General features: G+C 66.0%; 22 protein-coding genes. 16 read left to right on the top strand and 6 right to left on the bottom strand.

Features of this window, described 5'->3' with window-relative positions; all coding sequences use genetic code 11:
- Positions 1 to 109 precede the first annotated feature (109 nt).
- Positions 110 to 1,954, bottom strand: a complete 1,845-nt coding sequence (locus VZC37_RS23560; protein ID WP_330436383.1) for a glycoside hydrolase family 15 protein — start codon at positions 1,952 to 1,954, stop codon at positions 110 to 112.
- A 152-nt stretch (positions 1,955 to 2,106) separates the two neighbouring features.
- On the opposite strand from VZC37_RS23560, the gene VZC37_RS23555 reads away from it, so the two are divergent.
- From VZC37_RS23555 to VZC37_RS23535, 5 genes are all read left to right on the top strand, one after another.
- Positions 2,107 to 2,928, top strand: coding sequence for a MerR family transcriptional regulator (locus VZC37_RS23555; RefSeq protein WP_330436381.1), 822 nt, complete (start codon positions 2,107 to 2,109; stop codon positions 2,926 to 2,928).
- 54 nt (positions 2,929 to 2,982) lie between these two features.
- On the top strand, positions 2,983 to 3,597 hold the full coding sequence (locus tag VZC37_RS23550) for a DNA-3-methyladenine glycosylase I (RefSeq protein ID WP_330436379.1): 615 nt from the start codon (positions 2,983 to 2,985) through the stop codon (positions 3,595 to 3,597).
- 34 nt (positions 3,598 to 3,631) lie between these two features.
- Positions 3,632 to 4,024: a PPOX class F420-dependent oxidoreductase gene (locus VZC37_RS23545; protein ID WP_330436377.1), complete on the top strand. Its 393-nt coding sequence runs from the start codon at positions 3,632 to 3,634 to the stop codon at positions 4,022 to 4,024.
- A 76-nt stretch (positions 4,025 to 4,100) separates the two neighbouring features.
- Positions 4,101 to 4,853 carry a maleate cis-trans isomerase family protein gene (locus tag VZC37_RS23540; protein ID WP_330436376.1) on the top strand — a complete coding sequence of 251 codons (753 nt, stop codon included), beginning with the start codon at positions 4,101 to 4,103 and terminating at the stop codon, positions 4,851 to 4,853.
- Positions 4,854 to 4,858: 5 nt separating this feature from the next.
- A complete protein-coding gene (locus VZC37_RS23535; RefSeq protein WP_330436375.1) occupies positions 4,859 to 5,257 on the top strand; it encodes a PPOX class F420-dependent oxidoreductase in 399 nt (132 codons plus the stop codon).
- 42 nt (positions 5,258 to 5,299) lie between these two features.
- Here VZC37_RS23535 and VZC37_RS23530 read toward each other — a convergent pair whose 3' ends face one another.
- Positions 5,300 to 5,845, bottom strand: a complete 546-nt coding sequence (locus VZC37_RS23530) for a DUF6611 family protein (RefSeq protein WP_330436373.1) — start codon at positions 5,843 to 5,845, stop codon at positions 5,300 to 5,302.
- Positions 5,846 to 6,179: 334 nt separating this feature from the next.
- Here VZC37_RS23530 and VZC37_RS23525 point away from each other — a divergent pair, with 334 nt between their 5' ends.
- The 7 genes from VZC37_RS23525 to nhaA all read left to right on the top strand — a co-directional run bounded on the left by VZC37_RS23525 (position 6,180) and on the right by nhaA (position 15,990).
- Positions 6,180 to 6,278 (top strand): potassium-transporting ATPase subunit F, encoded by a 99-nt coding sequence (locus VZC37_RS23525; RefSeq protein ID WP_330436371.1) that lies wholly within the window; start codon positions 6,180 to 6,182, stop codon positions 6,276 to 6,278.
- 4 nt (positions 6,279 to 6,282) lie between these two features.
- Positions 6,283 to 8,076 (top strand): potassium-transporting ATPase subunit KdpA, encoded by a 1,794-nt coding sequence (kdpA, locus tag VZC37_RS23520; RefSeq protein ID WP_330436369.1) that lies wholly within the window; start codon positions 6,283 to 6,285, stop codon positions 8,074 to 8,076.
- Positions 8,077 to 8,330: 254 nt separating this feature from the next.
- Positions 8,331 to 10,451: a potassium-transporting ATPase subunit KdpB gene (kdpB, locus tag VZC37_RS23515; protein WP_330436368.1), complete on the top strand. Its 2,121-nt coding sequence runs from the start codon at positions 8,331 to 8,333 to the stop codon at positions 10,449 to 10,451.
- Between the two features lie 4 nt (positions 10,452 to 10,455).
- The gene (locus tag VZC37_RS23510; protein ID WP_330436366.1) at positions 10,456 to 11,085 is read left to right on the top strand and encodes a potassium-transporting ATPase subunit C; all 630 of its coding nucleotides are present in this window, start codon (positions 10,456 to 10,458) and stop codon (positions 11,083 to 11,085) included.
- 39 nt (positions 11,086 to 11,124) lie between these two features.
- Positions 11,125 to 13,686: a sensor histidine kinase KdpD gene (locus tag VZC37_RS23505; protein ID WP_330436364.1), complete on the top strand. Its 2,562-nt coding sequence runs from the start codon at positions 11,125 to 11,127 to the stop codon at positions 13,684 to 13,686.
- Positions 13,683 to 14,375, top strand: coding sequence for a response regulator (locus VZC37_RS23500; protein ID WP_330436363.1), 693 nt, complete (start codon positions 13,683 to 13,685; stop codon positions 14,373 to 14,375). Before VZC37_RS23505 ends, VZC37_RS23500 begins: the two co-directional genes overlap by 4 nt.
- A 274-nt stretch (positions 14,376 to 14,649) precedes the next feature.
- Positions 14,650 to 15,990, top strand: a complete 1,341-nt coding sequence (nhaA, locus tag VZC37_RS23495; RefSeq protein ID WP_330436361.1) for a Na+/H+ antiporter NhaA — start codon at positions 14,650 to 14,652, stop codon at positions 15,988 to 15,990.
- On the opposite strand, the gene VZC37_RS23490 is transcribed toward nhaA, so the two are convergent.
- Positions 15,885 to 16,667 (bottom strand): maleate cis-trans isomerase family protein, encoded by a 783-nt coding sequence (locus VZC37_RS23490; RefSeq protein WP_330436358.1) that lies wholly within the window; start codon positions 16,665 to 16,667, stop codon positions 15,885 to 15,887. The two genes, nhaA and VZC37_RS23490, sit on opposite strands and share 106 nt — an antisense overlap.
- Before the next feature lie 65 nt (positions 16,668 to 16,732).
- Between VZC37_RS23490 and VZC37_RS23485 the strand changes: the two genes are divergently transcribed.
- From VZC37_RS23485 to VZC37_RS23470, 4 genes are all read left to right on the top strand, one after another.
- Positions 16,733 to 18,154 (top strand): amidase, encoded by a 1,422-nt coding sequence (locus tag VZC37_RS23485; RefSeq protein WP_330436356.1) that lies wholly within the window; start codon positions 16,733 to 16,735, stop codon positions 18,152 to 18,154.
- Positions 18,151 to 18,648 carry a DUF3830 family protein gene (locus VZC37_RS23480; protein WP_330436354.1) on the top strand — a complete coding sequence of 166 codons (498 nt, stop codon included), beginning with the start codon at positions 18,151 to 18,153 and terminating at the stop codon, positions 18,646 to 18,648. The genes VZC37_RS23485 and VZC37_RS23480 overlap by 4 nt, the downstream gene beginning before the upstream one ends.
- 22 nt (positions 18,649 to 18,670) lie before the next feature.
- Positions 18,671 to 19,390: a GntR family transcriptional regulator gene (locus VZC37_RS23475; protein WP_330436352.1), complete on the top strand. Its 720-nt coding sequence runs from the start codon at positions 18,671 to 18,673 to the stop codon at positions 19,388 to 19,390.
- Between the two features lie 123 nt (positions 19,391 to 19,513).
- Positions 19,514 to 20,893 (top strand): MFS transporter, encoded by a 1,380-nt coding sequence (locus tag VZC37_RS23470; protein ID WP_330436350.1) that lies wholly within the window; start codon positions 19,514 to 19,516, stop codon positions 20,891 to 20,893.
- Between the two features lie 300 nt (positions 20,894 to 21,193).
- Here VZC37_RS23470 and VZC37_RS23465 read toward each other — a convergent pair whose 3' ends face one another.
- The 3 genes from VZC37_RS23465 to VZC37_RS23455 form a co-directional block, all read right to left on the bottom strand.
- Positions 21,194 to 22,417 (bottom strand): M20 family metallopeptidase, encoded by a 1,224-nt coding sequence (locus VZC37_RS23465; RefSeq protein ID WP_431309481.1) that lies wholly within the window; start codon positions 22,415 to 22,417, stop codon positions 21,194 to 21,196.
- Between the two features lie 13 nt (positions 22,418 to 22,430).
- Positions 22,431 to 23,675, bottom strand: a complete 1,245-nt coding sequence (locus VZC37_RS23460; RefSeq protein WP_330436348.1) for an aminotransferase-like domain-containing protein — start codon at positions 23,673 to 23,675, stop codon at positions 22,431 to 22,433.
- Positions 23,676 to 23,827: 152 nt separating this feature from the next.
- Positions 23,828 to 25,021: a M24 family metallopeptidase gene (locus tag VZC37_RS23455; RefSeq protein ID WP_330436346.1), complete on the bottom strand. Its 1,194-nt coding sequence runs from the start codon at positions 25,019 to 25,021 to the stop codon at positions 23,828 to 23,830.
- Positions 25,022 to 25,078: the final 57 nt, after the last annotated feature.

Genomic DNA, 25,078 nt, shown 5'->3' with positions numbered 1-25,078 from the left:
AATCCGCGGTTGTCGCGGGCGTATTTGGTTTCGTCACAAATTCTGAATCATGCCCCGACAACCGCTCTGAACTGCGCAAACACGCCGCAGCATTCTCACCAACCGCGATCTACGGCTGTAGTACTAGGCGTCGGTCGAGGTTGATGGCAGCGCTGATCAGGGACAGATGCGTGAAGGCCTGCGGCATGTTCCCCAGTTGTGCGCCGGTCAGGCCGATCTGCTCCGCGTAGAGCCCGAGATGGTTGGCGTGGGTGAACATCTTCTCCATGGCGAGCCGGGCGTCGGCGAGCCGACCGGATCGTGTCAGTGCCTCCACATACCAGAACGAACACAGCGAGAACGTGCCCTCGCCGCCGTCGAGACCGTCGTGGCCGTCGGAGGTGTCGTAGCGAAACACCAGTGAATCGCTGACCAATTCGTCCTCGATGGCGCGCAAGGTACTCACAAACCGCTGGTCGGTGGGGGCGAGGAGTTTGACCGCCGGGATGAGCAGCAGCGCGGCGTCGAGCCGATCGGAGTCGAGGGTCTGCACGAATGCTTCGAGCTTCTCGTTCCAACCGCGCTCCATGATCTGGGTGAAGATCTCGTCACGGGTGGCCATCCAGGTGGCGACGTCGCCGGGCAGCCCGCGCTGTCGGCTCATCCGGATCATCCGCTCCAAAGCCACCCAGCACATCAGCCGCGAGTACACATGATGGCGGGGTTCGGTCCGGACCTCCCAGATGCTCTGATCGGGTTGATCCCAGTTGTCGACGAGCCACGCCGCGACCTCGCACAGCTGGGCCCATGAGTCATACGAGATGCCCGGTCCGTACTTGTTGTACAGGTAGACCGAGTCGATGAGTTCCCCGTAGATGTCGAGCTGGCGTTGCTGGGCGGCGGCGTTGCCGATCACCACCGGCGACGACCCCTCGTACCCTTCCCAGTCGAGCCGAGTCTCGCTCGGCGGTGGATCACCGTCGAGCGTGTACATCAGGCGCAGCGGGCCCGTCTGTTCGTCACCGCCGTCGGCGAAGCGGCACGTCAGCCACTGCATGAAGGACGCCGCCTCGTCGGTGAACCCGAGTCGCAGCAGGGCGTACAGCGTGAACGCGGTGTCCCGAATCCACACGTAACGGTAGTCCCAGTTACGTTCGCCGCCAATGCTCTCCGGAAGTCCGGCGGTCACCGCCGACACCACCGCGCCGGTGGGCTCATGCGTCAGCAGTTTGAGCGTCAGCGCCGACCGGTGCACCATCTCGCGCCACCGGCCGGTGTAGGTGCTCTGCGAGATCCAGCGCTGCCAGAATGCGACGGTCTCGGCGACCACCGCCGGTTCGCGGTCGTGCGCGAAGCAGTCGTCGGCGATCGGATCCGGGGCTGCCACCGTGGTCCTCGATTCGCCGGTTCGCACGGTGAATGTCGTCTCGATGTCACGGTCGTCGAGAACCGTCCAGTCGCCCTCGCCGAGGACGTGCAGGGCGAATCCGTCCGCCTCGAAACCGACGCGACCGCCGTCGACCGACACGGTGTGTGGCGCGCAGCCGTAGTCGAACCGCGGCGCGAGTCGCATCCGGAACGTCACCTCACCGCGTACGCAGACGACCCGGCGCACGATTCGCGTGCGGTGGTCGTCGTCGTGGGGACGTGCGATCGGCATCAGATCCTGCACCTCGGCCACGCCGTCGTCGCTCATGAAGCGGGTCACCAGAACGTTGGAGTCGGGGAGATAGAACTGCCGGGTCGTGACGTCGCCGTCGAGCTGTTCGATCGTCCACGCGCCGCCACGCTCCGCGTCGAGCAGCGAGCCGAAGACGCTGGGGGAATCGAAGCGCGGGCAGCAGAACCAGTCGATCCGGCCGTCCACGCCGATCACGGCGGCCGTGCGCAGGTCGCCGATGACGCCGTGGTCGGCGATCGGCAGATATCCCGGCGCGGGCGAGGACGTGGTGGTGGCACCGTCGGTTCGGGTCATACCCGCAGGTTAGGCGCCCTCGCGCAACTGCGAGGTCGACGACGGATACGGTCACGGAGTCGTGATCCGATGCCACGATTCGGTATCGATCGGTGTCGCCGGAAATGGCACCTTGACCCTGACACCGTGTGAGACAGGAGTGTGATCGTGTCATGTTCACCATCGGAGATTTCGCCACGATGGGTCGGGTGTCGGTACGGATGTTGCGGCACTACGACTCGATCGGGCTCCTGCAACCGGCACGAGTCGACGACCACACCGGCTACCGCTATTACGAGGCCGACCAACTCCGTCGGCTCAACCGGCTGGTCGCGCTGAAGGATCTGGGATTCACCCTGTCCGAGGTCACCCGGATCATCGACGCCGACGTCGACACCGCCGAATTGCGGGGCATGCTGACTCTGCGGCAATCGCAGGTGGCGGCCCAGATCGAGGCCGATTCCGACCGCCTACGGCGCATCGAGGCGAGACTCCGGATGATCGAAAGGGAAGGCAGAATGAGCACCAGTTCCGTCACCGTGAAGTCGGTCGAGCAACTTCGGATCGCGTCCGTGTCCGGCGTCGCCGACAGCGCCAACAGCGAGGACATCGCACCCGTCATCCAAACGCTCTTCGGTGAGTTGTTCGGCCCGCTGCAGGTTGCCGGGGTGCAACCTGCCGGCCCGATCGTCGCGACCTACGCGCCGACCGGCGACGGCAAGATGACCGTCACCGCCGGATGCACCGTCGCCGACGGTGTGAACGTCGATGGACTCGAGATCTCCACTCTTCCGGGACAGGAGCAGGTGGCGAGCTACATCCACGAGGGCGAGATGGCCAACATCGGGGAGGGCTACCAGACCCTCGCGACCTGGATCGACGACAACGGATACGTCACCGACGGCACCGCCCGGGAGGTCTACCTGGTCAGCCATCCCGAGCCGGAGGAGAAGTGGCAGACCGAGCTGCAGATGCCGATCACCGCGTCGGCCTGAGCTGTCGCAGCACGCCGGTAGGGTGCGGTTGATCACCGAGCCCGAGGAGTGCGCATGTCGTTCGTGACCACCGGAGATGACGGCGTGACCCGCTGCGGTTGGGCGGCGGTCGAGCCGGAGACCACCTACCACGACGACGAGTGGGGATTCCCCCTCGAGGGCGACGACGCGTTCTTCGAACGGGTCGCCCTCGAGGGCTTCCAGTCCGGTTTGAGCTGGCGCACCATCCTCACCAAGCGGGAGAACTTCCGCGCCGCATTCGCCGGCTTCTCCATCGAGAAGGTCGCCCGGTTCACCGACGCCGATGTGGCCCGACTGCTCGCGGACGCCGGGATCGTGCGACATCGCGGCAAGATCGACGCGACCATCAACAACGCTCGTCGCGCCGAAGAACTGATCGAGAGTGAGGGATCATTGCCCGGTTTCTTCTGGCGATACGAAGCCGATGCTGAGGCGGAACCGCAGTCGCAGACCACGTCTGCCGAGTCGATCGCGCTGTCGAAGGAACTCAAGAAGCGGGGCTGGAAGTTCGTCGGACCAACCACCATGTTCGCGCTGCTGCAGGCCAGCGGCATCGTCAACGACCACGCCCTCGAGTGCGTGACGCGCGAGCGGGTCGCGATGGCGCGGGCAGCGGCCCGGCCGACGGTTTCGCGCGGCGGAGCTTGACCTCAAGTGGACTTGAGGTCTTAACGTCGCGGGCATGACGACGCAGATGACCGAACGCAAACTGTCCGATCCCGATGTGCTCGAGTACCTGGCAACTCAGAAGCTCGGCCGATTGGCGACGGTCGACCGGCACGGGGCACCGCAGAACAATCCGGTCGGGTTCTGGGTGAACGAGGAGCTGGGCACCATCGACATCGGCGGGCTGAGCCTGTCGACGAGTCGCAAGTTCCGCAACCTCGCGCACAACGACCGGGTGGCGTTCGTCGTCGACGACCTGGCGTCGGTGACACCGTGGCGGGTGCGCATGGTCGAGATCCGCGGCCGGGGCGAGCAGATCACCGATGCGCCGTCACCCCGACCAGGCATGGACTCAGCGTTGATCCGGGTCCATCCGGAACGCATCATCGCCTTCGGAATCACCGACTGACCTTGGTAGACCGCGGTAACACAAACGTCACCTCACCTGGATTGTTGACAATCCGACAATGTGTCATCATTCCTGCATGAAACCGGTGGAGGTCACAGGCGTCCCCCAGCAGCAGGTGGGGATCGGCATGGTGTGTCCGTTCGACATGGCGCTCGACCGCGAGCTGTGGCGTTGGATGCCGGACTCAGCGTCCATCTACTTCACGCGCACCGGATTCATCGACGCCCCGGTCGACGTCGATCTGTGCCGCGACCTCAACAATCACGCCGACATCACGGCCGCGGTTCGCAGCATCACCGCGGTCGGGCCGCACGTCGTCGGATACGCCTGCGCGTCAGGAAGTTTCGTGTACGGGATGACCGGCGCGCGGGAGCTGTCGCACTGCATGATCGCAGCAGGCGCCGCGGCGGCGGTGACCACGTCGGAGGCGTTGGTGCGCGCTCTCGACGTGATGAACCTGAGCCGCATCGCGGTGGCCACCCCGTACACGTCGGCACTGACCGGGCTGCTGTGCGACTTCATCGGCGAGGCCGGCCGCACGGTGGTGTCCCAGGCTGGATTGGGGCGCGACCATGAGATCTGGACCATTCCGTATGCGGTGACGTGCGATCTGATCCGGGCCGCCGACCATCCGGATGCGGACGCGATCTTCGTATCGTGCACCAACTTGTGGACCTACGAGATCCTCGGCCTCATGGAGGCGGAGCTCGGCAAGCCGGTGCTGTCGGCCAATCAGGTCACGGCCTGGGCGACGCTGTCGGATGCGGGTTTGGTGGCCGAATCGCTGTCCGGCGACGACGGGCAGTCGCTGTTCGCCCGAGTAGCCTGAGGCTCATGTCCGATGGCGCACCTTTTGGCGAAGCGACCGATGCCACCTATGTCCAGCTGACCACCTTCCGCAAGGACGGCACGCCCAAACCGTCACCCATCTGGGCGGCGATGGACGGGGACCGGATGGTGGTGTGGACGGAAACCGATTCGTGGAAGGTGAAGCGACTGCGCCGGGACAGCCGTGTCCTCGTACAGGCCTGCGACGCACGCGGGAAGAAGACGCGCGGTGAGGTCGTCGAGGGTACCGGCGAGGTGCTCGACGCCGCGGGAACCGAGCGGGTTCGTGAGCTGATCCGTCGGAAATACGGTCTGCTCGGAAAGGTCATCGTCACAGCGTCGACCTGGCGTCGTGGCAAGGACGGCACGATCGGTATCTCGATCCAGCGCACTCCTCCCAGCTGACCTTCCCGAACACAGCGCCCCTCGCGAGAGCAGCCGGCGTGATCAGATCAACTGGTCGTAGCACCGCGCCCAGATCGCCTCGTGCTGAGCCGGATTGATGCGTCCATTGCGCAGGTCGGCGTCGTTGCGTCGCAGAGCATCGACGATGTCGAGCAGGTGATTGCGTGGTACCGACGTGAGTGGGTCCGCAGTCAGGTCGAGCCACACCGTCCGGTGGTGGATGCGACGACGAACCTGATGGGTGGTCCGCTCCGACCACACGACGGCGGCCGCGGTGATCAGTGCGGGCACCGAGATCGACCAAACCACGCCGACACCCGCACCCGCGAGGACGGTCCAGAGGACGAGGCCCACGGCCGAACCCCAGATGGGCGCGGCGTACCAGATGCGCAGCCGCAACCGTTGCTCGTATGGAATCCCCGGAGGGTAGATGATCAGCCGGTACTGCGCCCAATGCCGCGCGTACCCCACTCGCATCATGCCCCACGAATCGGGTCCGGCGAGACGATGTGGCCGGCGGGGATGTACCGCCGCGACGGGCGCAGTCGGCTGCGATCGGCGTAGTGGCCCAAAAGTTGTGTCGCTCATGTCATCAGGCCTACTCCCGCCGAAGTCGGGGCAGCGGCTTCGCAACGAGATCTACACGCCGGTCGAGCACATCTTGACGTCATCCTGACGCCGGATTCGACGAGTGCATACGCGCCATCAAGAACGGTTCTGCGCGCGTATGGATCGCGTTAAGGACCCTGTGCACCGGCGTCTGGCGGAGTGATCCTGTTCGTCGTGCCGTGCGGCAGCTGCTGCACGGAATCGACTTCGAACAAGGAGTGGAAGTGGCAGACCTGCTGTATCTGCTCGCGGCGCTCGCAGGCTTCGTGGCCTGCCTGTTGGTCGTGCGCGGCGTCGACGTGAGGATCGGCCGATGACGGCCGCCGGGGTGACCGCGGTCGTGTTGCTGGCGGTCGCAGGTGCTGTCGTGATCTATCTGCTGGCGGCGCTGATTGCGCCGGAAAGGTTCTGAGCAGGTGTCCGAAACCTCCGCCGGCCTCCTTCAACTCGCCCTGCTGATCGCGGTGCTGGCCGTGTTGTACGTACCGCTCGGTGACTACATGGCCCGCGTCTACGACTCCGGCCGTGACCTCCGGGTGGAGCGCATTCTGTATCGGATCGGCCGAATCGACCCGCGTGGACAACAGACCTGGGTCCGGTATGCCCTTGCCGTACTCGGATTCTCCGTGATGTCGTTCCTGATCCTGTATGCGATCCAACGTTTGCAGGGCGTGCTCCCGTGGTCGGACGACAAGCCCGGCGTCGATCCGTCGATGGCGTTCAACACCGCGATCTCGTTCGTCACCAACACCAACTGGCAGTCGTATTCGCCCGAAGCGGTGATGAGCAACCTGACACAGATGGTCGGCCTCACGGTGCAGAACTTCGTGTCCGCGGCCGTCGGGATGGCCGTCGCTGTCGCACTGATCCGCGGCATCATGAACCGCAAGGGCGATGGCGAACTGGGCAACTTCTGGGTCGACCTGATCCGCGGAACGGTGCGAATCCTGTTGCCGCTGAGCTTCATCGTCGCAGTGATACTACTGACCCAGGGCGCGATTCAGTCCTTCCGCACGGGATTCGACTTCGTCACGCTCGACGGGGAACAGATGCGCAGTATGGTCGGTCCGTTCGCATCCCAGGAGGCGATCAAGGAGATCGGCACCAACGGTGGCGGAACACTCTCGATCAACTCGGCTCATCCGTTCTCCAACCCGACACCGCTGTCGAACATCGTGGAGAACATCGCCCTCTTGATCGTCCCGGTGTGCCTGACCCGCACCTACGGCACGTTGGTTGGTGACCGTCGGCAGGGACTCACGCTTCTGGGTGTGATGACCGCGATCTGGACGGCGATGCTGGCCATCGTCTGGATCGCCGAATCCGGCGCCGCAGGAACAGCTTCGTCTGCTGCCGGTGCGATGATGGAGGGCAAGGAGCAGCGGTTCGGTATCCCGGCATCGGTCTTGTGGGCTGTCTCGACGACGGGAACATCTACGGGTGCAGTCAATTCCATGCACGACAGTTATTCGGCCGCCGGTGGCGGTGCGCTGATCTGGAACATGCTGCTCGGCGAGGTCGCGCCCGGCGGTGTTGGGGCCGGGCTGTACGGGATTCTCATCATGGCTGTCATCACGGTGTTCGTGGGCGGTCTCCTCGTCGGCCGGTCACCGGAGTTCCTGGGCAAGAAGATCGGACAGAACGAGATCACGGTGTGCGCGCTCTATGTGCTGGTGATGCCGGCGCTCGTCCTCGCCGGCACCGCGATCTCGGTGATCCTCGGTTCGACGACGGGCTTCCAGGGCAACAGCGGCGACGCCGGTACGCCCGGGTCGATCCACGGATTCAGTGAGGTGATCTACGCGTACACGTCGGCCGCCAACAACAACGGCAGCGCGTTCGGTGGGCTCACCGTCACCAGTGACTGGTTCCAGACATCTCTCGGTATCGCCATGCTGCTGGGGCGATTCCTGCCGATCATCTTCGTCCTGTCGCTGGCGGGTCTGCTTGCGCGGCAGAAGCCACGTACTCGGCAGGCAGCGGTCGACGACGTTGGCGCGGATGAGGATCGGCAGCGCGTGTCGGACGGTACAACTGTTGTTGCTGAACGGATTCCGACCCTCTCGCGAGCGCGTGTCGACGATCCGTCGACGCTCCCCACGCACGGACTGCTGTTCGGCGCGTTGCTCGTCGGCACCATCCTGCTGGTTGCCGGACTCACCTTCTTCCCGGCGATGGCGCTGGGACCGATCGCGGAGGCAATGCTGTGACCACTCCTGCAAGTCGACGGCGCGAGACCCTTCGTGACGCATCGCTCGTACCTCGCGAGGCTCCTCAGGGATCAGGTGAGGTGCCCCCTTTGACCCCTGAGGAGCACGCGAACGGAGTGAGTGTGCGTCACGAAGGGTACCTTCGTGACGCTCGCAAGCTCGCTCCTCAGGGAGCGGGGGACGCTCGCGAGCTCGCTCCTCAGGGAGCAGACAAGACGCAGCTCGTCACGAGTGGCGCATTCGACGTACGAACGTTGATCACCTCACTGCCACAAGCAATTCGCAAGCTGTCACCCCGCGCACAGGCCCGCAACCCGGTGATGTTCGTCGTGTACATCGGGGCGGTCATCACCACGCTGCTGGCGATCTGGCAGCCGTCCTGGTTCGCGTGGGCGGTGACCGTATGGTTGTGGTTCACGGTCGTCTTCGCCAACCTGGCCGAGGCCGTCGCCGAGGGTCGCGGCCGCGCACAGGCCGACAGCCTGCGAAAGGTCAAGCAGGACACAACGGCTCGCCGCCTCGACGACAAGGGTGCGACCACCGAGGTGCCAGGCAGCGCCCTGCGGATCGGCGACCTGATCGTCGTCGAGGCCGGTGAGGTGATCGCCGGCGACGGCGATGTGGTGGACGGCATCGCCACCGTCGACGAGTCGGCCATCACCGGCGAGTCCGCGCCCGTCGTCCGCGAGTCCGGCGGCGACCGTTCGGCCGTCACCGGCGGCACCGTGGTCCTCTCGGACCGGATCGTCGTCAAGATCACGACGGCGCCCGGCGAGACCTTCGTCGACCGGATGATCGCCCTCGTCGAGGGAGCCGCACGGAAGAAGACGCCCAACGAGATCGCCCTCGACATCCTGCTGACGAGCCTGACGATCATCTTCCTCCTGGCGGTGGTCGCGGTCGGGCCGATGCAGCAATACGCGGGCCAGGAACCCGATCCGATCAAACTGATCGCGCTGCTGGTCTGCCTCATCCCCACGACGATCGGTGCGTTGCTGTCATCGATCGGCATCGCCGGCATGGATCGTCTGGTGCAACGCAACGTGCTCGCGATGTCGGGGCGAGCCGTCGAAGCCGCCGGCGACATCGACACCCTGCTGATGGACAAGACCGGGACCATCACCTTCGGCAATCGGCGGGCCACCGAACTCCTCGGCGCGGCCGGGATCGACGCCGTCGACCTCGCCCGCGTCGCCTACATCTGCAGCCTCGCCGACGACACCCCGGAGGGCCGCAGCATCGTCGAACTGTGTGTAGGTGACTTCGCGGTGGAGGAGATCGATCCCGCGACGCTCGCCGCCGCCCGCGCGCATCAGCACCCCGAGTACGAGGCCGTGCCGTTCACCGCGGAGACCCGAATGAGCGGCATCGACCGTCACGGCCGGGAGGGGACCGTCGAGTACCGGAAAGGCGCAGCCGATGCCGTCGCCCGGTGGGTGGTCGCCGGAGGTGGTGAGGTGACCGCGTCCGTGCTCGAGCAGGTCGAGCGGGTCTCGTCGGGCGGGGCGACACCGCTCATGGTCGCCGTTCGCGGTTCCGTCGGCGCAGACGAGGGTTCTGTCGGCGCGAAAACGGGTTCTGTCGGCGGAAAAGTGGGTTCTGTCGGCGGGGGCGGGGGCGGGGGCGGGGTGCCGGTGGTGCTGGGCGTCATCGTGCTGTCGGATGTGGTCAAGCCCGGCATGTCCGAACGATTCGCGCAGTTGCGAGCGATGGGGATCAAGACGGTGATGGTCACCGGCGACAACCCGCTGACCGCGAAGGCGATCGCAGCAGAGGCCGGGGTCGACGACTTCGTCGCCGAGGCCACCCCGGAGGACAAACTCGCGCTGATCCGCAAGGAGCAGTCGGGCGGCCGGCTCGTCGCGATGACCGGAGACGGCACCAACGACGCACCGGCGCTCGCACAAGCCGACGTCGGACTGGCGATGAACACCGGTACGTCGGCGGCCAAGGAGGCCGGCAACATGGTCGACCTCGACTCCGACCCGACGAAGCTGATCGACGTGGTGGCGATCGGCAAGCAGCTGCTCATCACCCGTGGCGCGCTCACCACGTTCTCGCTGGCGAACGATCTCGCGAAGTACTTCGCCATCCTGCCGGCACTGTTCAGCTCGATCTACCCGCAGCTCGATGCGCTGAACATCATGCATCTGCACTCGGCGCAGTCGGCGATCGTGTCCGCAGTGATCTTCAATGCCCTGGTCATCGTGGCTCTGATCCCGTTGTCGCTGCGCGGTGTTCGCTATCGTCCGGCCGCGGCGTCACGTCTACTCGGCCGCAATCTGATGATCTACGGCATCGGGGGAGTGATCACGCCGTTCCTCGGGATCTGGCTGATCGACCTCGTGGTGCGCCTTCTTCCGGGAATGGGATGAACAAATGAAGACAGTCATGTCGGGATTCGTGCGTCAGTGGGTGGCCGCGGCCGGAGTGCTTCTCGCTCTCACGGTGGTCCTCGGAGTCGCCTATCCGGCGGCCGTGTGGGCGGTGTCGCGGATCGGCAGCAGCTCTGCGGAGGGATCACAGATCCAGGACGCGCGGGGATGCTCGGTGGGCTCGGAGTTGATCGGGCTCGACCCGAAGGTCGAGCCGGGGCAGCCCGACCCGTTCCTGCACGCGAGAGTCCTGGGATCGAGCGACGACGCCATGGCCGTCGGCGACCCGTCGGCGTCGGCGGCGAGCAACAAGGGCCCGAACAACGAGGAACTCGTGGACTGGATCGTCGAGCGGCGTACCGTCATCGCGGCCCGCGAGGGGGTGGATCCGGCGGAGGTGCCGGTGGATGCGGTGACCGGCTCGGGGTCGGGTCTCGACCCCGAGATCTCCCCGGAGTACGCACGGCTCCAGATGCCCAGATTGGCCCGCGAGAACGGCCTGCCGGTGCAACGGGTCGAGCAGATCATCGACGACAACACCTCGTCGCGCCCGCTCGGCTTCCTGGGACAGCCACGCGTCAACGTGCTGAAGGTGAATCTCGCACTCGGCCACACGGCACCGGCGTGTCCGTGACGAGCCTGACTCCGATTGCCGCCGGATACACTGATCGACATGGCCGCGGCGAGTGATGCGCGTGGACGACTCGAGGTCTTCCTCGGTTGTGCCCCGGGCGTCGGCAAGACATACGAGATGCTTGCCAGCGCCCGGGTGCTCGTCGACGAAGGCGCCGATGTGGTTGTCGCGGTGGTGGAATCGCACGGCCGTGTGGCGACCGCAGCGCTCATCGAGGGATTCGAGACGGTCGCCCGCAGGCCGGTCGAGTACCGCGGCACCGTTCTCGAGGAGATGGACCTCGACGCCGTCCTGGCGCGAAAGCCCCAGGTCGCCCTGGTCGACGAGCTGGCCCACACCAATGCACCCGGGCTGCGGAACACCAAGCGGTGGCAGGACATCGAGGTCCTGCGGGATGCGGGCATCGATGTCCTGTCGACCATCAACATCCAGCACCTGGAGAGCCTGAACGACGTCGTCGCACAGATAACCGGTGTGGTCCAACGCGAGACCGTGCCCGACGACGTCGTGCGGGCGGCCGATCAGATCGAACTGGTGGACATCGCCCCCGAAGCGCTACGCCAGCGGCTGTCGGCCGGAAAAGTCTACCCGGGCGGTCGGATCGACGGCGCGCTGGCGAACTACTTCCGGCAGGGCAACCTCACCGCGCTGCGTGAATTGGCACTGCTGTGGCTCGCCGATCAGGTCGACGACAATCTCGCCGATTACCGTGCTGCGCACGCGATCACCGAGACATGGGAGGCGCGGGAACGGGTCGTCGTCGCGATCACCGGAGGTCCCGAATCGGCGACGCTGCTTCGGCGGGCCAGTCGGATCGCGTCCCGGTCCAGTGCAGAACTCGTCGTGGTGCACATCGTCGCCGGGGACGGTCTCGCCGACCGGACCCGTTTCGACATCGACACCCTACGAGACCTCGCAGCAGGGTTCGGTGCGAAGATCCACACCGTCGTCGGCGACGACATCCCGACCACGCTGTTGGAGTTTGCCCGTGGCGTCAATGCGACCCAGTTGGTGCTGGGGACATCCCGTCGCCCGCGGTGGCAACGCATTCTCGACGAGGGCGTCGGCGCCACCGTGGTCCGCGAGAGCGGGCGGATCGACGTGCACATGGTCACGCACGACGAGACACGCAAGCGGAATCGGCTCGACATCCGCGACACCCGGTTTCAGCGTCCGCTGAGCTGGGCCGCCGCGGTCGTGGTGCCGTTCATCGTCACAGCCGTCCTGACCTATCTCGATCGCTGGCTCGGATTGTCCAGTGAGTCGGCATTGTTCTTCGTGGCGGTGCTCGCGGTGTCGATGCTGGGCGGCGTCGGACCTGCGGCGTTGTCGGCGGTGGTGTCGGGACTGTTGCTCAACTACTTCTTCACCGACCCGCGTTTCACCTTCACGATCAACGACACCGACAATCTGATCACGATCCTGGTCATGCTGATCATCGCGACGGCCATTGCGGCATTGGTCGATTCGGCCACCGTTCGTCGCGTGCAGGCCCAGCGCGCCGGACGTGACGCGGAGTTGTTGGCGCTGTTCTCCAGCGCCGTGCTCGGCGGTGCGGACGTGCCGGCATTGCTCGATCGGGTGCGCGAGACCTATGACCAGGACGGGGTGGCCCTGATCCGTAGGTCGGAACGCGGAGCGATCTCGATCGAGTCCGAGGTCGGCATCGGCGCGCCGCGGACGGAGACCGACGCGGTGACGGTATGCCCGGCCCCCGGTGGCGAGTTCGAACTGTGGCTCGCCGGACCCGAGCTCGGTGGTCGCGACCGGCGAGTGCTCACCGCGGTCGCCACGCAGGCTGCCGGCGCGGTCCAGCGACATCAGCTGGAATCCGAGGCCGCGGCGGCCGAGGCACTGGCCCAGACCGACGAGCTGCGGCGCGCCCTGTTGTCCGCGGTCAGCCACGACCTGCGGACGCCGCTCGCCGCCGCCAAGGCGTCGGTGTCGAGCCTGCGGAGCACCGACGTCACGTTCAGTGAGTCCGACACAGCCGAGTTGCTCGCCACCATCGAGGAATCGGTCGATCAGCTCGCCGCGCTCGTCGGCAACCTGCTCGACTCCTCGCGGCTCGCCGCGGGAGCGGTGCGCCCGAAGCTGCAGCGGACCTACCTGGCCGAGGTGGTCCACCGTGCCACCGCGGCCGTTCACCGCAGCGGTCCGACCGCGCCCACCACTGCCGTCGAGCTGGAACAGGCGTGGGCGTACACCGACGGGGGCCTGCTGGAACGCGCGTTGGCCAACCTCATCGACAACGCCTACCGCCATGGTGGCGGCGAGGTGACCGTCGACGCGCGTTCCGAGACCGTCACCGACCTCGAATCCGATTCCGGCGCAGATGATATCCGATGTGTCATCCGCGTCATCGACCACGGCTCCGGGATACCGCCCGACGAGCGAGGTCGGGTGTTCACCGCGTTCCACCAGTTCGGGGATCAGAACGGCGCGAGCACCGGAGTCGGGCTCGGACTGTCGGTGGCGCGGGGATTCGTCGCCGCCATCGGGGGCACCCTCGAGGCGACCGAGACCAGCGGCGGGGGAACGACGATGGTGATCTCGTTGCCGATGGCCGCGGAACCCACCGACCGGGACGTGCCGTCGTGAATGCACACGTCCGGGTCCTCGTGGTCGACGACGAGCCACAGTTGTTGCGGGCGTTGCGGATCAACCTCAACGCCCGCGGTTTCGCAGTGACCACCGCCGCCAACGGCGCGGAGGCGCTCGCCGCCGCCGCGCGCACCAACCCGCAGGTCGTCGTCCTCGATCTGGGGCTTCCCGACATCGACGGGCTGACCGTTCTCGAGGGTCTGCGCGGGTGGACGAACGTGCCGGTCATCGTGTTGTCGGCGCGTGCGGATGCCGCCGACAAGGTGGCGGCGCTCGACGCCGGTGCCGACGACTACGTCACGAAACCCTTCGGGATGGAGGAGTTCCTGGCGCGTCTGCGCGCAGCGGTCCGACGCGGAGCGGTGGTGTCGGATGCCGTGGGCGCGCCGGTCGTCGACGCAGGCGACTTCGTGGTCGACCTGTCCGCGAAGTCGGCGACCCGTGGTGGCGCGCAGGTGCATCTCACGCCCACCGAGTGGGGAATCCTGGAGATGCTGGTCCGCCACGAGGGCAAACTGGTGTCGCAGAAGGAAATCCTGCAGTCCGTGTGGGGTCCGACGTATCTCAACCAGACCAACTATCTGCGGGTGTACTTGGCCAGTCTGCGGCGCAAACTCGAAGCCGATCCGGCTCACCCACGCCACCTGCTCACCGAGACGGGGATGGGGTACCGGTTTGTCAGGTGAGTTGAGCTCGCGAATGGTTTGACGCACAAGATATTTGATGATCCAGGTCGATGTCGGCTGTGTCCTGCTGTGCCGGCGCGATGTGCACGACTGGGTGCGATCGTCTACACTCGGTGGCCGGTGTGCCGGGAAGCCTGGTCGGCCACGAGGTTGTTGACTGTTCGACGCCTCGTGTAGAAATGTCGACCCACGAAAGGCGCAACACCGCAATGTGGATAGCTCAATGCTCGAGAAACAGTCGAATTGATGTGAGGACCTCGACCGATGGCTCGCCATGAAGGGCGGGGCATCACCTACGGCAAAAGAGGTCTCGCGTCGTTCGTGGTCAGCCGTTTCCCGACTCTCCGACACTCTTCAGCGGGACACCGTCGGCGGATGCCTGTTGCTGGGTGCCGCCGTATTCGCCCTGCTCTGGGCAAACTCGCCCTGGGGTGACGCGTATGCGGCACTCGGCGAGGTGGAGGTCGGCGCCGACATCTTCGGCTTGCACCTGGACCTGAGCCTTTCCGCGTGGGCTGCGGACGGACTACTCGCGATATTCTTCTTCGTGGTCGGTCTGGAACTCAAGCAGAAGTTCGTTGCCGGGGATCTCCGCGACCCCTCGCGGGCCGCGCTTCCGATCGCCGGTGCTGTCGGTGGGATGATTGTTCCCGCAGCGATTTTCGTGGCAGTCACCCTGCCGGCCGGGGATGGTGCCGTCGAAGGGTGGGCCATCCCGGCTGCGACGGACATCGCGTTCGCTCTTGCTGTCCTTGCGGTGGTGGCTACACATCTGCCAGTCGCGCTCAGGACGTTCCTGCTGACCTTGGCTGTGGTCGATGATCTGCTGGCCATCACGGTTATCGCTGTCTTCTACAGCGAATCAATCGATTTCACTTTCCTCGCGTTGGCACTGGTGCCGCTCGCACTCTTCGCCATCTGCGTGCAGCGACGTGTGTCGCAGTGGTGGGTCCTCGTCCCGCTGGCCACGCTCACCTGGATCTTCATGCACGAGTCGGGTGTTCACGCGACCGTCGCAGGCGTACTACTCGGGTTCGCAGTCCCGGTTCTGGCTCGGGACGGTGCAGATGACAACGAACACGGTGGACTCGCCCACCATTTCGAACGTCGAGTGCGCCCGATCTCGGCCGGTGTGGCGGTGCCTGTCTTCGCATTCTTCGCGGCGGGAGTGACCGTCGGTGGGGTCGGTGCACTTGGTGACACCGTCACCGATCCGGTTGCGCTCGGTGTGATCGCCGGACTGGTGGTGGGCAAGGTGGTCGGGATACTCGGCACCACCCGTATCGTCTCGGAAGTCACGCGAGCCTCGCTCGACAGCAGTGTGAAGTGGATCGACATTTTCGGTGTTGCACTGTTGGCGGGAATCGGATTCACGGTGTCGTTGCTGATCGGTGAACTCGCCTATGCCGATGACGGGGACCGCGCCGAGGTGGTCAAGGTAGGGGTCCTGATCGGTTCGCTCATCTCGGCCTCATTGGCGGCGATCGTCCTCCGAGTACGTAACCGGCACTATCGCGATCTGCGGCGGGCAGCCGGCGACGACGACGCCCATCGCACCTCGTCCGCCGAGGGCCGGAACAACGCGCCAAGCCCCTCAGCGGCTACATCGACGTAAGCCAGCCGGGCAGCCTGCCACGCCGTGACCTGGTTGGCTGTGAGCACCGGCTTGTCGATCTCGCGTTCGAGGTCGGCGACCCACGCGATCGTGTGCAGGGCGGTGTCGGGCACCAGGACCGCCTGGGCGTCCGGCGAGTTCGCCGATCGGATCATCTCGAACAGGTTGTCGCCGTCGACGATGCCGGCCTCGGTTGCGGTGTGGATGTCGTGGGCGGCCGACGCGACGACGGCGATCCCGGCCCCGGCGAGGAACGTGGTGAAGCCGTCGGCGACGGGCGCCGGGTAGGTGGCCGCGACCGCCACGGACGTGACGCCGAGTTCGCGGCACGCCGCGGCGAACGCGAGCGAGGTGGATGACACCGGCAGGCCGACGGCGTCGGCGAGGCGGGCAACCTGCTCATGTGCGCCCTCCCAGCCGTACAGGAAGCTGCCGGATGTACAGGCCCACATCAATGCATCGGGCTCGTACGATGCCGCGCGACGCGCACCGTCACGCAGTGGCGCGTCCGTTCCGACGGCACGCATGGCCGCCACGGTGTGGTCATCGGACTCGATGTCGGTGATGATCACCGGCAGGCGGATCACGCCACCCAGGGCGGATTCCACGAGCGGGTAGTCGTCCTCCGCTGCGTGGCCCGGATAGAGCAGCGCGACCGTCGGCGTCCTGGTTGTCACTCACAGACCTCCCGAGTAGATTGTCAACAATCTACCAACATCTCGCCGATCTGCAGAAGGAACCGATGGACACATCCGCACGCTGGTCGACCGCCGCCCACTTGGCGGAGGGATACCGGTCGGGGACGTTCTCCCCGGTCTCGGTGACCGAGGAGCTCCTCTCCGCCATCGAGGCGGACAACCCCGCCGTCAACGCCTATTGTCTCGTCGACGCGGATGCGGCGATACGCGATGCCCGCGCCTCGGCGGAGCGGCACGCCGCGGGCGTGGCGCTTGGCCCCCTCGACGGGGTGCCGGTCAGCATCAAGGACCTGTTCCTCACCAAGGGTTGGCCCACGCTCCGCGGCTCCGAGTTGATCCACGCCGACGACGACGAGTGGGCAGTCGACGCCCCTGCGGTCGCCCGGCTGCGCGAGGCCGGCGCGGTACTGCTGGGGAAGGTGACCACGCCGGAGTTCGGTTGGAAGGGCGTCACCGACAGCCCAAGGTGCGGCGTCACCCGCAACCCGTGGGACACCGAACGGACGCCCGGCGGGTCCAGCGGCGGCAGCGCCGCGGCCGTCGCCGCCGGACTCGGTCCGCTGTCGGTCGGGACGGACGGGGGCGGGTCGATCCGCATCCCCGCATCTTTCTGCGGCATAGTCGGTTTGAAGCCGACATTCGGTCGCGTGCCGTTGTATCCGGCCAGCCCGTTCGGCACCCTCGCGCACGCGGGGCCGATGACCCGGACCGTCGCCGACTGCGCCACGATGCTCGACGTGCTCAGCGGTTTCGATCCACGCGACTGGTGGGCCATGCCGACCCCGACGACCAGCTCCGCCGAACTTCTCAGCCGCGCACCACATCACCTCGACGGTGTGCGCATCGCGTACAGTCCCGACCTCGGCTACGGATCGAATGATCCGGTGGTACAACAGAACACCGAAGCGGCACTGGAGATCATGCGCGGCCTCGGGGCCTCGGTCACCCAGATCGAACTCGGCTGGGAAGACCCGGCTTGGGCCTACCACATCCTGTGGTTCAGCGGCGCTGACGTCGTCGTCAAGGCGCAGGGGCCGGGCGCGACGGAGAAGATCGACCATGGACTGGCGGCGGCATTGACCCGCCATGCCGACTTCTCGGCCACCGACTACCTCGATGCCACCGCGCTGCGGATGGCTCTCGGGGTCGAGATGGGCCAGTTGCACCTCGACTTCGACGTCTTGATCACGCCCAGCACGCCACGTGTCGCGTTCGAGGCAGGCGTCGACGTCCCGGCCGGATCTGCCTCGCCGGACTGGACGTCGTGGACGCCGTACTCGTATCCATTCAATCTGACCGGGCAACCGGCGATCACGATCCCGAGCGGGTTCGATCGCAGCGGCGCCACCGCGCTGCCCACCGGCCTGCAGATCGTCGGAGCGCGCCATGCCGACGACACGGTGCTGCGCGTCGCGGCCGCCTACGAGCGGGTCGCGCCATTCACGACACGGGAGGGGATTCGGTGAGCGACCGCTTCATCACGGTCAGTTTGGAACAGCGCGGCGTGACAGCGGTCGCGAAGTTGCTCGACGACGAGGCCCCGCGCACCGCCGCAGCGGTCTGGGATGCCCTACCGCAGGGCGGACAGGTCTACCACGGCAAGTTCGCCCGCAACGAGATCTACACTCTGCTGCCCGCATTCGCCCCGACGGAACCGGGCCTGGAGAACAGCACGGTCACACCCATTCCCGGTGACCTGTGCTACTTCACCTTCGACGGCGTGCTCGACAATCCGGCATACGGGTACGAACCGGGCGGAGCGCCCGGCAGTCAACGACTGCTGATCGACCTCGCCGTGTTCTACGGGCGCAACAACCTGCTGGTCAACGGCGACGTCGGATGGGTACCGGGCAACGTGTTCGCGACCATCACCGAAGGTCTCGACGCATTCGCCGCCGCGTGCAACGACGTCTGGATGGGCGGTGCACGCGGAGAGACCCTCACCTACCGGCGTGCGTGAGAACCGACAAAGGAGCCAACACATGACAGGAACACGACAACGAGAACCCGGGCGCAAGCGAGTGCTCACCCCGCTGGTTCAGGAGTCGACGCCGGCGATCATCGCGCGGAAACTGCATGACGCGATCGCCAGCGGTGACTTCCCGCCAGGGTCCCAATTGACCGAATCCGGTCTCGCCGCGGATCTCGGCGTGAGCCGTGGGCCGCTGCGTGAAGCCATGCAGCGTCTCACCGCCGAAGGGCTGCTCGTGAGCCACCGCAATCGCGGCCTTTTCGTTGTGTCGATGGATGATTCGGACATTCGCGACATGTACGTCGCGCGAACGGCGGTCGAACGTGCCGCGCTGGAGCAGGTGATCTATCGTGGGGACGATGACGCCATCGACGACCTGAATGATGCAGTGGCACAGATGCGGGAGTTCATCGATGATCCCAACGGGGTCGAGATGGCCGACGCGGACATGCGTTTCCACCAGACGCTGGTGGATCATGCCGCCAGCCAGCGCCTTTCGCGGCTACACGAGACGATCCTGGTAGAAACCCGGATGTGTCTGCGGGCGATGCGGGGAACCTACGCATCGGGGAAGGAACGTATAGCAGAACATCAGGCATTGGTGGATGCCATCGTCGCGGGGGACGTGGCGGCGGCCGACGCACTGATGATCGAGCACATGAACGACGGGCTGCACCGTCTGGTCGGTGACACCATTCCCGACCTGTCCGGAGCGGTGTCGACGGGTTGATCGTTGCCATGATGTGAACGGATTCGCCCGCCCCCGGGGGCTTGCCGACTTAGTCTCGATACGTCAGATCGCCGATGTGAATCAGCACCAGAGAACTGGCCACCCAGACTGAGGAAGGCGCAGATGACGAACCCGAGTTCGACCGGATCGACGGCACATCCCAGACCCGACCCGGAATCCCCCGAAGGAAAGTCGATCCTCCGAAAGGCGATCAGCGCCTCCGCGATCGGCAACGCCACCGAGTGGTATGACTACGGCGTCTACGCCGCGACGGCGACCTATCTGACCGACGCCTTCTTCCCCGGCGACCTCGGCACGCTCGGCACCATGCTGGGTTTCGCGGTCTCCTTCGTCCTCCGGCCGCTCGGCGGGTTCGTCTGGGGGCCGATCGGCGATCGCATCGGACGTCGCTCCGTGCTCGCGCTCACCATCGTGCTGATCTCGGTCGCCACGGCGTTGATCGGTGTCCTGCCGACGCACGCGTCAATCGGTGTATGGGCGCCCGTCCTGCTCATCCTGCTCCGCGTCGTGCAGGGGTTCTCCACCGGCGGTGAGTACGGCGGTGCGGCCACGTTCATGGCCGAGTACGCCCCGGACAAGAAACGTGGCCGCTACGGCAGCTTCCTGGAGTTCGGCACGTTGGGCGGGTTCGTCCTCGGCTCGGCGGTCGTGCTCTTCCTCGATCTGCTCCTGAGCGACGACGCGATGGCCACCTGGGGATGGCGCCTGCCGTTCTTCCTCGCCCTGCCGCTGGGTCTGATCGGCCTCTACCTGCGTACCCAGGTCGACGAATCGCCGGTCTTCGAGGAACTCGAGGACGAACACAAGCTCGAATCGTCGCCCTGGGCCGAGCTGGTCGATCTGGTGAAGACGTACTGGCAGCCGGTGACGATCATGTTCGGCATGGTGGTCGCGCTCAATGTCGCGAATTACACTCTGTTGGCGTATCAACCGACGTATCTGGAGAACACGCTCGGGATGAGCACCGACACCGCCACGGCGGTGATCCTCATCGGTGAGTTGGCAATGATGGCGGTCATCCCGTTCTTCGGGGCCTGGTCGGATCGGACCGGACGAAAACCGATGTGGTGGTCGTCGTTGATCGGCCTGTTCGTCCTCGCCTTGCCGTTGTATTGGCTGATGGGGCAGGGATTCGCCTGGGCGATCATCGGTTTCACGATCCTCGGGCTGCTCTACATTCCGCAGCTCGCGACGATCTCGGCCACCTTCCCGGCCATGTTCCCGACCCAGGTGCGCTACGCCGGTTTCGCGATCTCCTACAACCTCTCCACAGCCGCGTTCGGTGGTACCGCTCCGCTCGTCAACGACGCCGTCGTGGAGGGCACGGGCTGGAACCTCTTCCCGGCGCTGTACATGATGGGCGCCTGTGCGATCGGCATGGTGGCGCTGGTGTTCTTGAAGGAGACCGCCGGAGTTTCGATCCGTGGTTCCGAGATCCCTTCGAGGGAGCGCGATCTCGCGATGGCGGCGAAGTCGACGTGACCGGGTTCTCCCGTTGGTCGAGTAGCGAATTCCCGCTGGTCGAGTAGCGACGGATTCCCGCTGGTCGAGTAGCGACGTGCGAGCGCAGCGAGCCCGACGCGTATCGAGGCCGTGGTGGGGGATCTCGATACGCATGCTCGCCTAGCGGCTCGCAGGCTACTCGATCAGCGGGTGGGGCGGCTCGCACGCTACTCGATCAGCGGGAGGGGGGTTTTCGTTGGTCGAGTAGCGACGTGCGAGCGTAGCGAGTCCGACGCGTATCGAGACCTTGGTGATCCGATCAGCGGGAACGCCAGACGATCAGCCCAGCATCCGCAACGCCGTGAGCGCGTAGGCACGCGCCGCGGTTTCGAGGTCGGCGATCGCCACGGATTCGTCGGGTTGATGTGCCTGCGTGTGGATCTCACCGGGACCGCACACGATCGCCGGGATACCGAGATCGCGGTTCACGAAACCGCCGTCGCATGCTGCGCTCCACCCGCCGACCGACGTGGAACCTCCCGCATCGGTGATCGCCCCGACGGTGGAGGTGACCAGGGAGTGCGACTTGTCGGTGGCGAAACCGGGCATCTCCATGGTGACCCGGACGTCGACGGAGATACCATCGGAGTCGATACCGGACTGCGAAATCGTCTGTCGCAGTTCTGCTGCAATGGTCTGCGCGCTCTCGTGCGGCATCAGGCGACGATCGATGCCGAGGCTGCACATGGGCGCGACCACCGAGATGCCCTGGCCGCCGGCGATGGTGCCGACGTTCCAGGTGCCCGATCCGAGGAGGTCGTCGGCGGTCATCGCGAGTTGCTCGTGGTCGAAGCGGATCAGATCCACGATGGATGCGGCGGCGTTGATGGCGCTGCGTCCGTCGGCGGGTCGGCCGGAATGCGCGGCCCGGCCGGTGATGTCGATCTCCAGATACGACGCCCCGCGGCATCCCCGAACGACCTCGAGGTCGGTGGGTTCGGCCACGATGCAGCCGGCGAACTCGTACTCCGGAGCCTGGGACACGAAGTCGCGCACGCCGATCCCGTGTTCTTCTTCATCCACGGTGCAGACCAGCTGCACGGGGCCGGACAGGTCGACGCCGTACGCCGAGGCATGGGACAACGCCTGCATGGCGACGACGGCGGCGGCCAGCCCGCCCTTCATGTCGGTGGCGCCACGGCCGTAGAGTCGTCCGTCCGCATACCGGGCGCGGTACGGGTCGGCCGACCAGCCGGGTCCGGCAGGCACCACATCTGAGTGGCCGAGCAACATCAGGCCCGGGCCCGAGCCGGCCGACAGGGTGGCAACCAGATTCGGCCGGCCCGGTGCGACCTCTCGCGTGGACACGGAGAAACCCGCACTGCGACATGCCTTCTCGAGGACCTCGACGGCGGCTGCCTCGGTGCCACCCGGATTCTCGCTGGATGCCTCGACGAGACCTGCGGTGAGCATGGCGACGGTGTCGGCGTTGATGTGGGACAACACGCCGGCCTCGGCTTCGGACAGGGACACGTCGCGACCTCCGGGTGCTCGTCTCGTCATCGAATGGATTCCGTCACCCAGTATGAGCCATCTTCTCCAGCGTGCCCGTCAGGCGCTTGATGCCCTCCTCGATCCGCTCCGGTGTGCTCGACGCGAAGCACAGCCGCATCGCGTTGCGGAACCGTCCGCCCGGCGACAATGCGGGGCCCGGGATGAAGGCGACGCCGTCGGCGAGGGCCACCTCGAACAGTTCGCGGGTGTCGATCTCGGCGAACTCCTCGCGCAGCGTCACCCACAGGAAGAAGCCGCCATCGGGGTCGGTGGTGTCCACGCGGTCGCCGAGGTGACGGCTGATCGAGTCCAGCATCGCCTCCTTGCGTTCGCGATAGAGCTTGCGAATCCCGGCGAGGTGGTCTTCGAGACCGCCACGCGCGATGTACTCGGCGACGATGTGCTGATTGGGCACGTTGGTGCAGGTGTCCATCGCCTGCTTGCCGTTGATGAGCAGCTGGCGCAGCGAGGCGTCCGCGTCGACCCAGCCGACGCGCCAACCGGGCGCCAGGATCTTGGAGAAGGTGCGCACCGAGAAGATCAGCGGGTCTTGGGGACTCAGCGTCTGGAAGGTCGGCAGATCCTCGCCGGCGAAACGCAGCAGCCCGTAGGGATCGTCGTCGATGATCACCGCACCCCACTGGTGTGCGAGGCGCAGCAGTTCGCGTCGTCGTTCCTCAGAGAGGGTGACGCCCGACGGATTCTGGAAGGTCGGGATCGTGTAGATCGCCTTGGGGGTCTGGTGGGTGTGGGAGACGAGATCCTCCAGGGTGTCCACCTGCATGCCGTCCTCGTCGGTGGGAACCTCGAGGAGTTGCGCACCATAGGAGAGGGCGGTCGCGCTGCCGTTGGTGTAGGTGGGGGATTCGACGATCACGAGGTCGCCGGGGTCGACGAAGAGCTTGCACGCGAGGTCGAGCCCCTGCATGCCTCCGGTGGTGATCACGAGGCGGTCGAGGCTCGACGGATCCGGTGTGGTCGCGAGGTAGTCGACGAGGAGCTGCAGGAGGCGTGGCTCGCCCTCGGTGGCGCCGTAGGTGAACGACGAGTTGTCCAGGATCTCCCCGGCGATCTGCCGGAACTCGTCGGCCGGGACAGCCTCGTCGGCCGGCGAGCCCATGGCGAAGCGCACGATGTCGTGGGTTTGTGCCGCGAGCAGGGAGGTGGACGAGTCGATCATCGACCCGACCAGGTCCTTGGCGCGCCCGGCCAATGGCAGCGTGGGGCCGGAATGGCGCAGGTTGTGGGTGTCGGCGGTGGCGGTCATCGGTTCACCTCTCGGTGTGGTTGGGGCCCTTCGTGACGCAATGTATCCGGTCCCTGAGGAGGTCCGGAGCGCTAGCGGAGGACCGTCACGGAGGGGCTGCCCTTCGTGGCCCTTCGAGACGCTCGCAAGCTCGCTCCTCAGGGATCGGGGGTTCATTTGCGGATCAACTCGCGCGGGAAGCTGGTGAAGGTCTCGACGCCGGTCGGGCTGACGCGCACCGACTCGGACAGTTCGAAGCCGTAGTCGTCCATCCACATTCCGCAGACGATGTGGAAGGTCATGTTGGTCTCGAGGATCGTCTCGTCCTCGGTCCGAATGCTGATCGTGCGCTCGCCCCAGTCGGGCGGATACCCGATGCCGATCGAGTAGCCCAGGCGCGAAGGCTTTTCCAGTCCGTACTTGGCAAGGGACCAGTTCCAGGTGGACGCCAGTTCACGAGTGGCCACCCCCGGACGGATGGCCTCGAGGACGTTGTTGAGCCCCTCAGCGGTGGCCTTGGCCACGTAGTCGAGATCCTTCGACGGCACGCCGAGTGACACGGTGCGGGCAAGCGGACAATGATATCGGTTGTGCGCGCCGGTCAGTTCGATGACCACCGCCTCGTCGTCGGTGAACGTGCCCTGATGCCACGTCAAGTGCGGGGTGTCGGCGGCGGCGCCGGTCGGCATCATCGGCACGATCGCCGGATAGTCACCACCGAAGTCCGAGGTGCCGGTGATCTGCGCCTGCGAAATGGCGGCCGCCGCATCACACTGGCGCACACCGACATCGATGGTTTCGATGGCGGCGCGCATGGCCTCCGAACACACCATGCCCGCCTGCCGCATCAGTTGGACCTCGGCGTCGGACTTCACCGACCGCACCCAGTTGACTAGCTCGAAGTTGTCGACGAGCTTCCACTCCGGGATGGCGTTGTAGAGCGCACGATACGCCTTCGGCGAGAAGAAGTGTGAGTCCATCTCCAGGCCAACTGATCCGGCCCGTGACGCCGGGGCGATCAGGTGGCGCTGACGCAACGCCCACGCGACCCAGTCGAAGGCGTGCACGTGCGGCCGATGCACGTAGCTCTCCGGGTAACCGACGATCTGTTCCTCGGGCAGCCACGTGGTGCGGTGTGCACCATGGGCATCCATCTCCCGGGCGAAGAACACCATCTCGCCCTCGATCGGCACGAACAGCATCTGCGGGGTGTAGAACGACCACGCGTTGTACCCGATGAGATAGAAGATGTTGGCCGGGTCGGTGACGATGATCGCCGAGAGGCCCTGCCGGTCCATGAGTTCACGGACACGGGTCAGGCGCTGTTCGTACTCGCTGTCGGTGAACAGCTGAGCGCCGAGGTACATCCGGGGTCTCCTGTCGGGTCGTCACCGGCCATGGCTGGACCAGTCAATTATGTTGTG

This window comes from Gordonia sesuvii (assembly GCF_036350415.1).
Classification (GTDB): domain Bacteria; phylum Actinomycetota; class Actinomycetes; order Mycobacteriales; family Mycobacteriaceae; genus Gordonia; species Gordonia sesuvii.
The sequence above is the reverse complement of the archived record's forward strand: the minus strand, read 5'-3'. Positions and strand labels throughout refer to the sequence as shown.

Coding starts and splice junctions, on each gene's coding strand:
- VZC37_RS23560 (WP_330436383.1), bottom strand. CDS start 1,954: ATGACCCGAACCGACGGTGCCACCACCACGTCCTCGCCCGCGCCGGGA.
- VZC37_RS23555 (WP_330436381.1), top strand. CDS start 2,107: ATGTTCACCATCGGAGATTTCGCCACGATGGGTCGGGTGTCGGTACGG.
- VZC37_RS23550 (WP_330436379.1), top strand. CDS start 2,983: ATGTCGTTCGTGACCACCGGAGATGACGGCGTGACCCGCTGCGGTTGG.
- VZC37_RS23545 (WP_330436377.1), top strand. CDS start 3,632: ATGACGACGCAGATGACCGAACGCAAACTGTCCGATCCCGATGTGCTC.
- VZC37_RS23540 (WP_330436376.1), top strand. CDS start 4,101: ATGAAACCGGTGGAGGTCACAGGCGTCCCCCAGCAGCAGGTGGGGATC.
- VZC37_RS23535 (WP_330436375.1), top strand. CDS start 4,859: ATGTCCGATGGCGCACCTTTTGGCGAAGCGACCGATGCCACCTATGTC.
- VZC37_RS23530 (WP_330436373.1), bottom strand. CDS start 5,845: ATGAGCGACACAACTTTTGGGCCACTACGCCGATCGCAGCCGACTGCG.
- VZC37_RS23525 (WP_330436371.1), top strand. CDS start 6,180: ATGACGGCCGCCGGGGTGACCGCGGTCGTGTTGCTGGCGGTCGCAGGT.
- VZC37_RS23510 (WP_330436366.1), top strand. CDS start 10,456: ATGAAGACAGTCATGTCGGGATTCGTGCGTCAGTGGGTGGCCGCGGCC.
- VZC37_RS23505 (WP_330436364.1), top strand. CDS start 11,125: ATGGCCGCGGCGAGTGATGCGCGTGGACGACTCGAGGTCTTCCTCGGT.
- nhaA (WP_330436361.1), top strand. CDS start 14,650: ATGAAGGGCGGGGCATCACCTACGGCAAAAGAGGTCTCGCGTCGTTCG.
- VZC37_RS23485 (WP_330436356.1), top strand. CDS start 16,733: ATGGACACATCCGCACGCTGGTCGACCGCCGCCCACTTGGCGGAGGGA.
- VZC37_RS23475 (WP_330436352.1), top strand. CDS start 18,671: ATGACAGGAACACGACAACGAGAACCCGGGCGCAAGCGAGTGCTCACC.
- VZC37_RS23470 (WP_330436350.1), top strand. CDS start 19,514: ATGACGAACCCGAGTTCGACCGGATCGACGGCACATCCCAGACCCGAC.
- VZC37_RS23465 (WP_431309481.1), bottom strand. CDS start 22,417: ATGACGAGACGAGCACCCGGAGGTCGCGACGTGTCCCTGTCCGAAGCC.
- VZC37_RS23460 (WP_330436348.1), bottom strand. CDS start 23,675: ATGACCGCCACCGCCGACACCCACAACCTGCGCCATTCCGGCCCCACG.
- VZC37_RS23455 (WP_330436346.1), bottom strand. CDS start 25,021: ATGTACCTCGGCGCTCAGCTGTTCACCGACAGCGAGTACGAACAGCGC.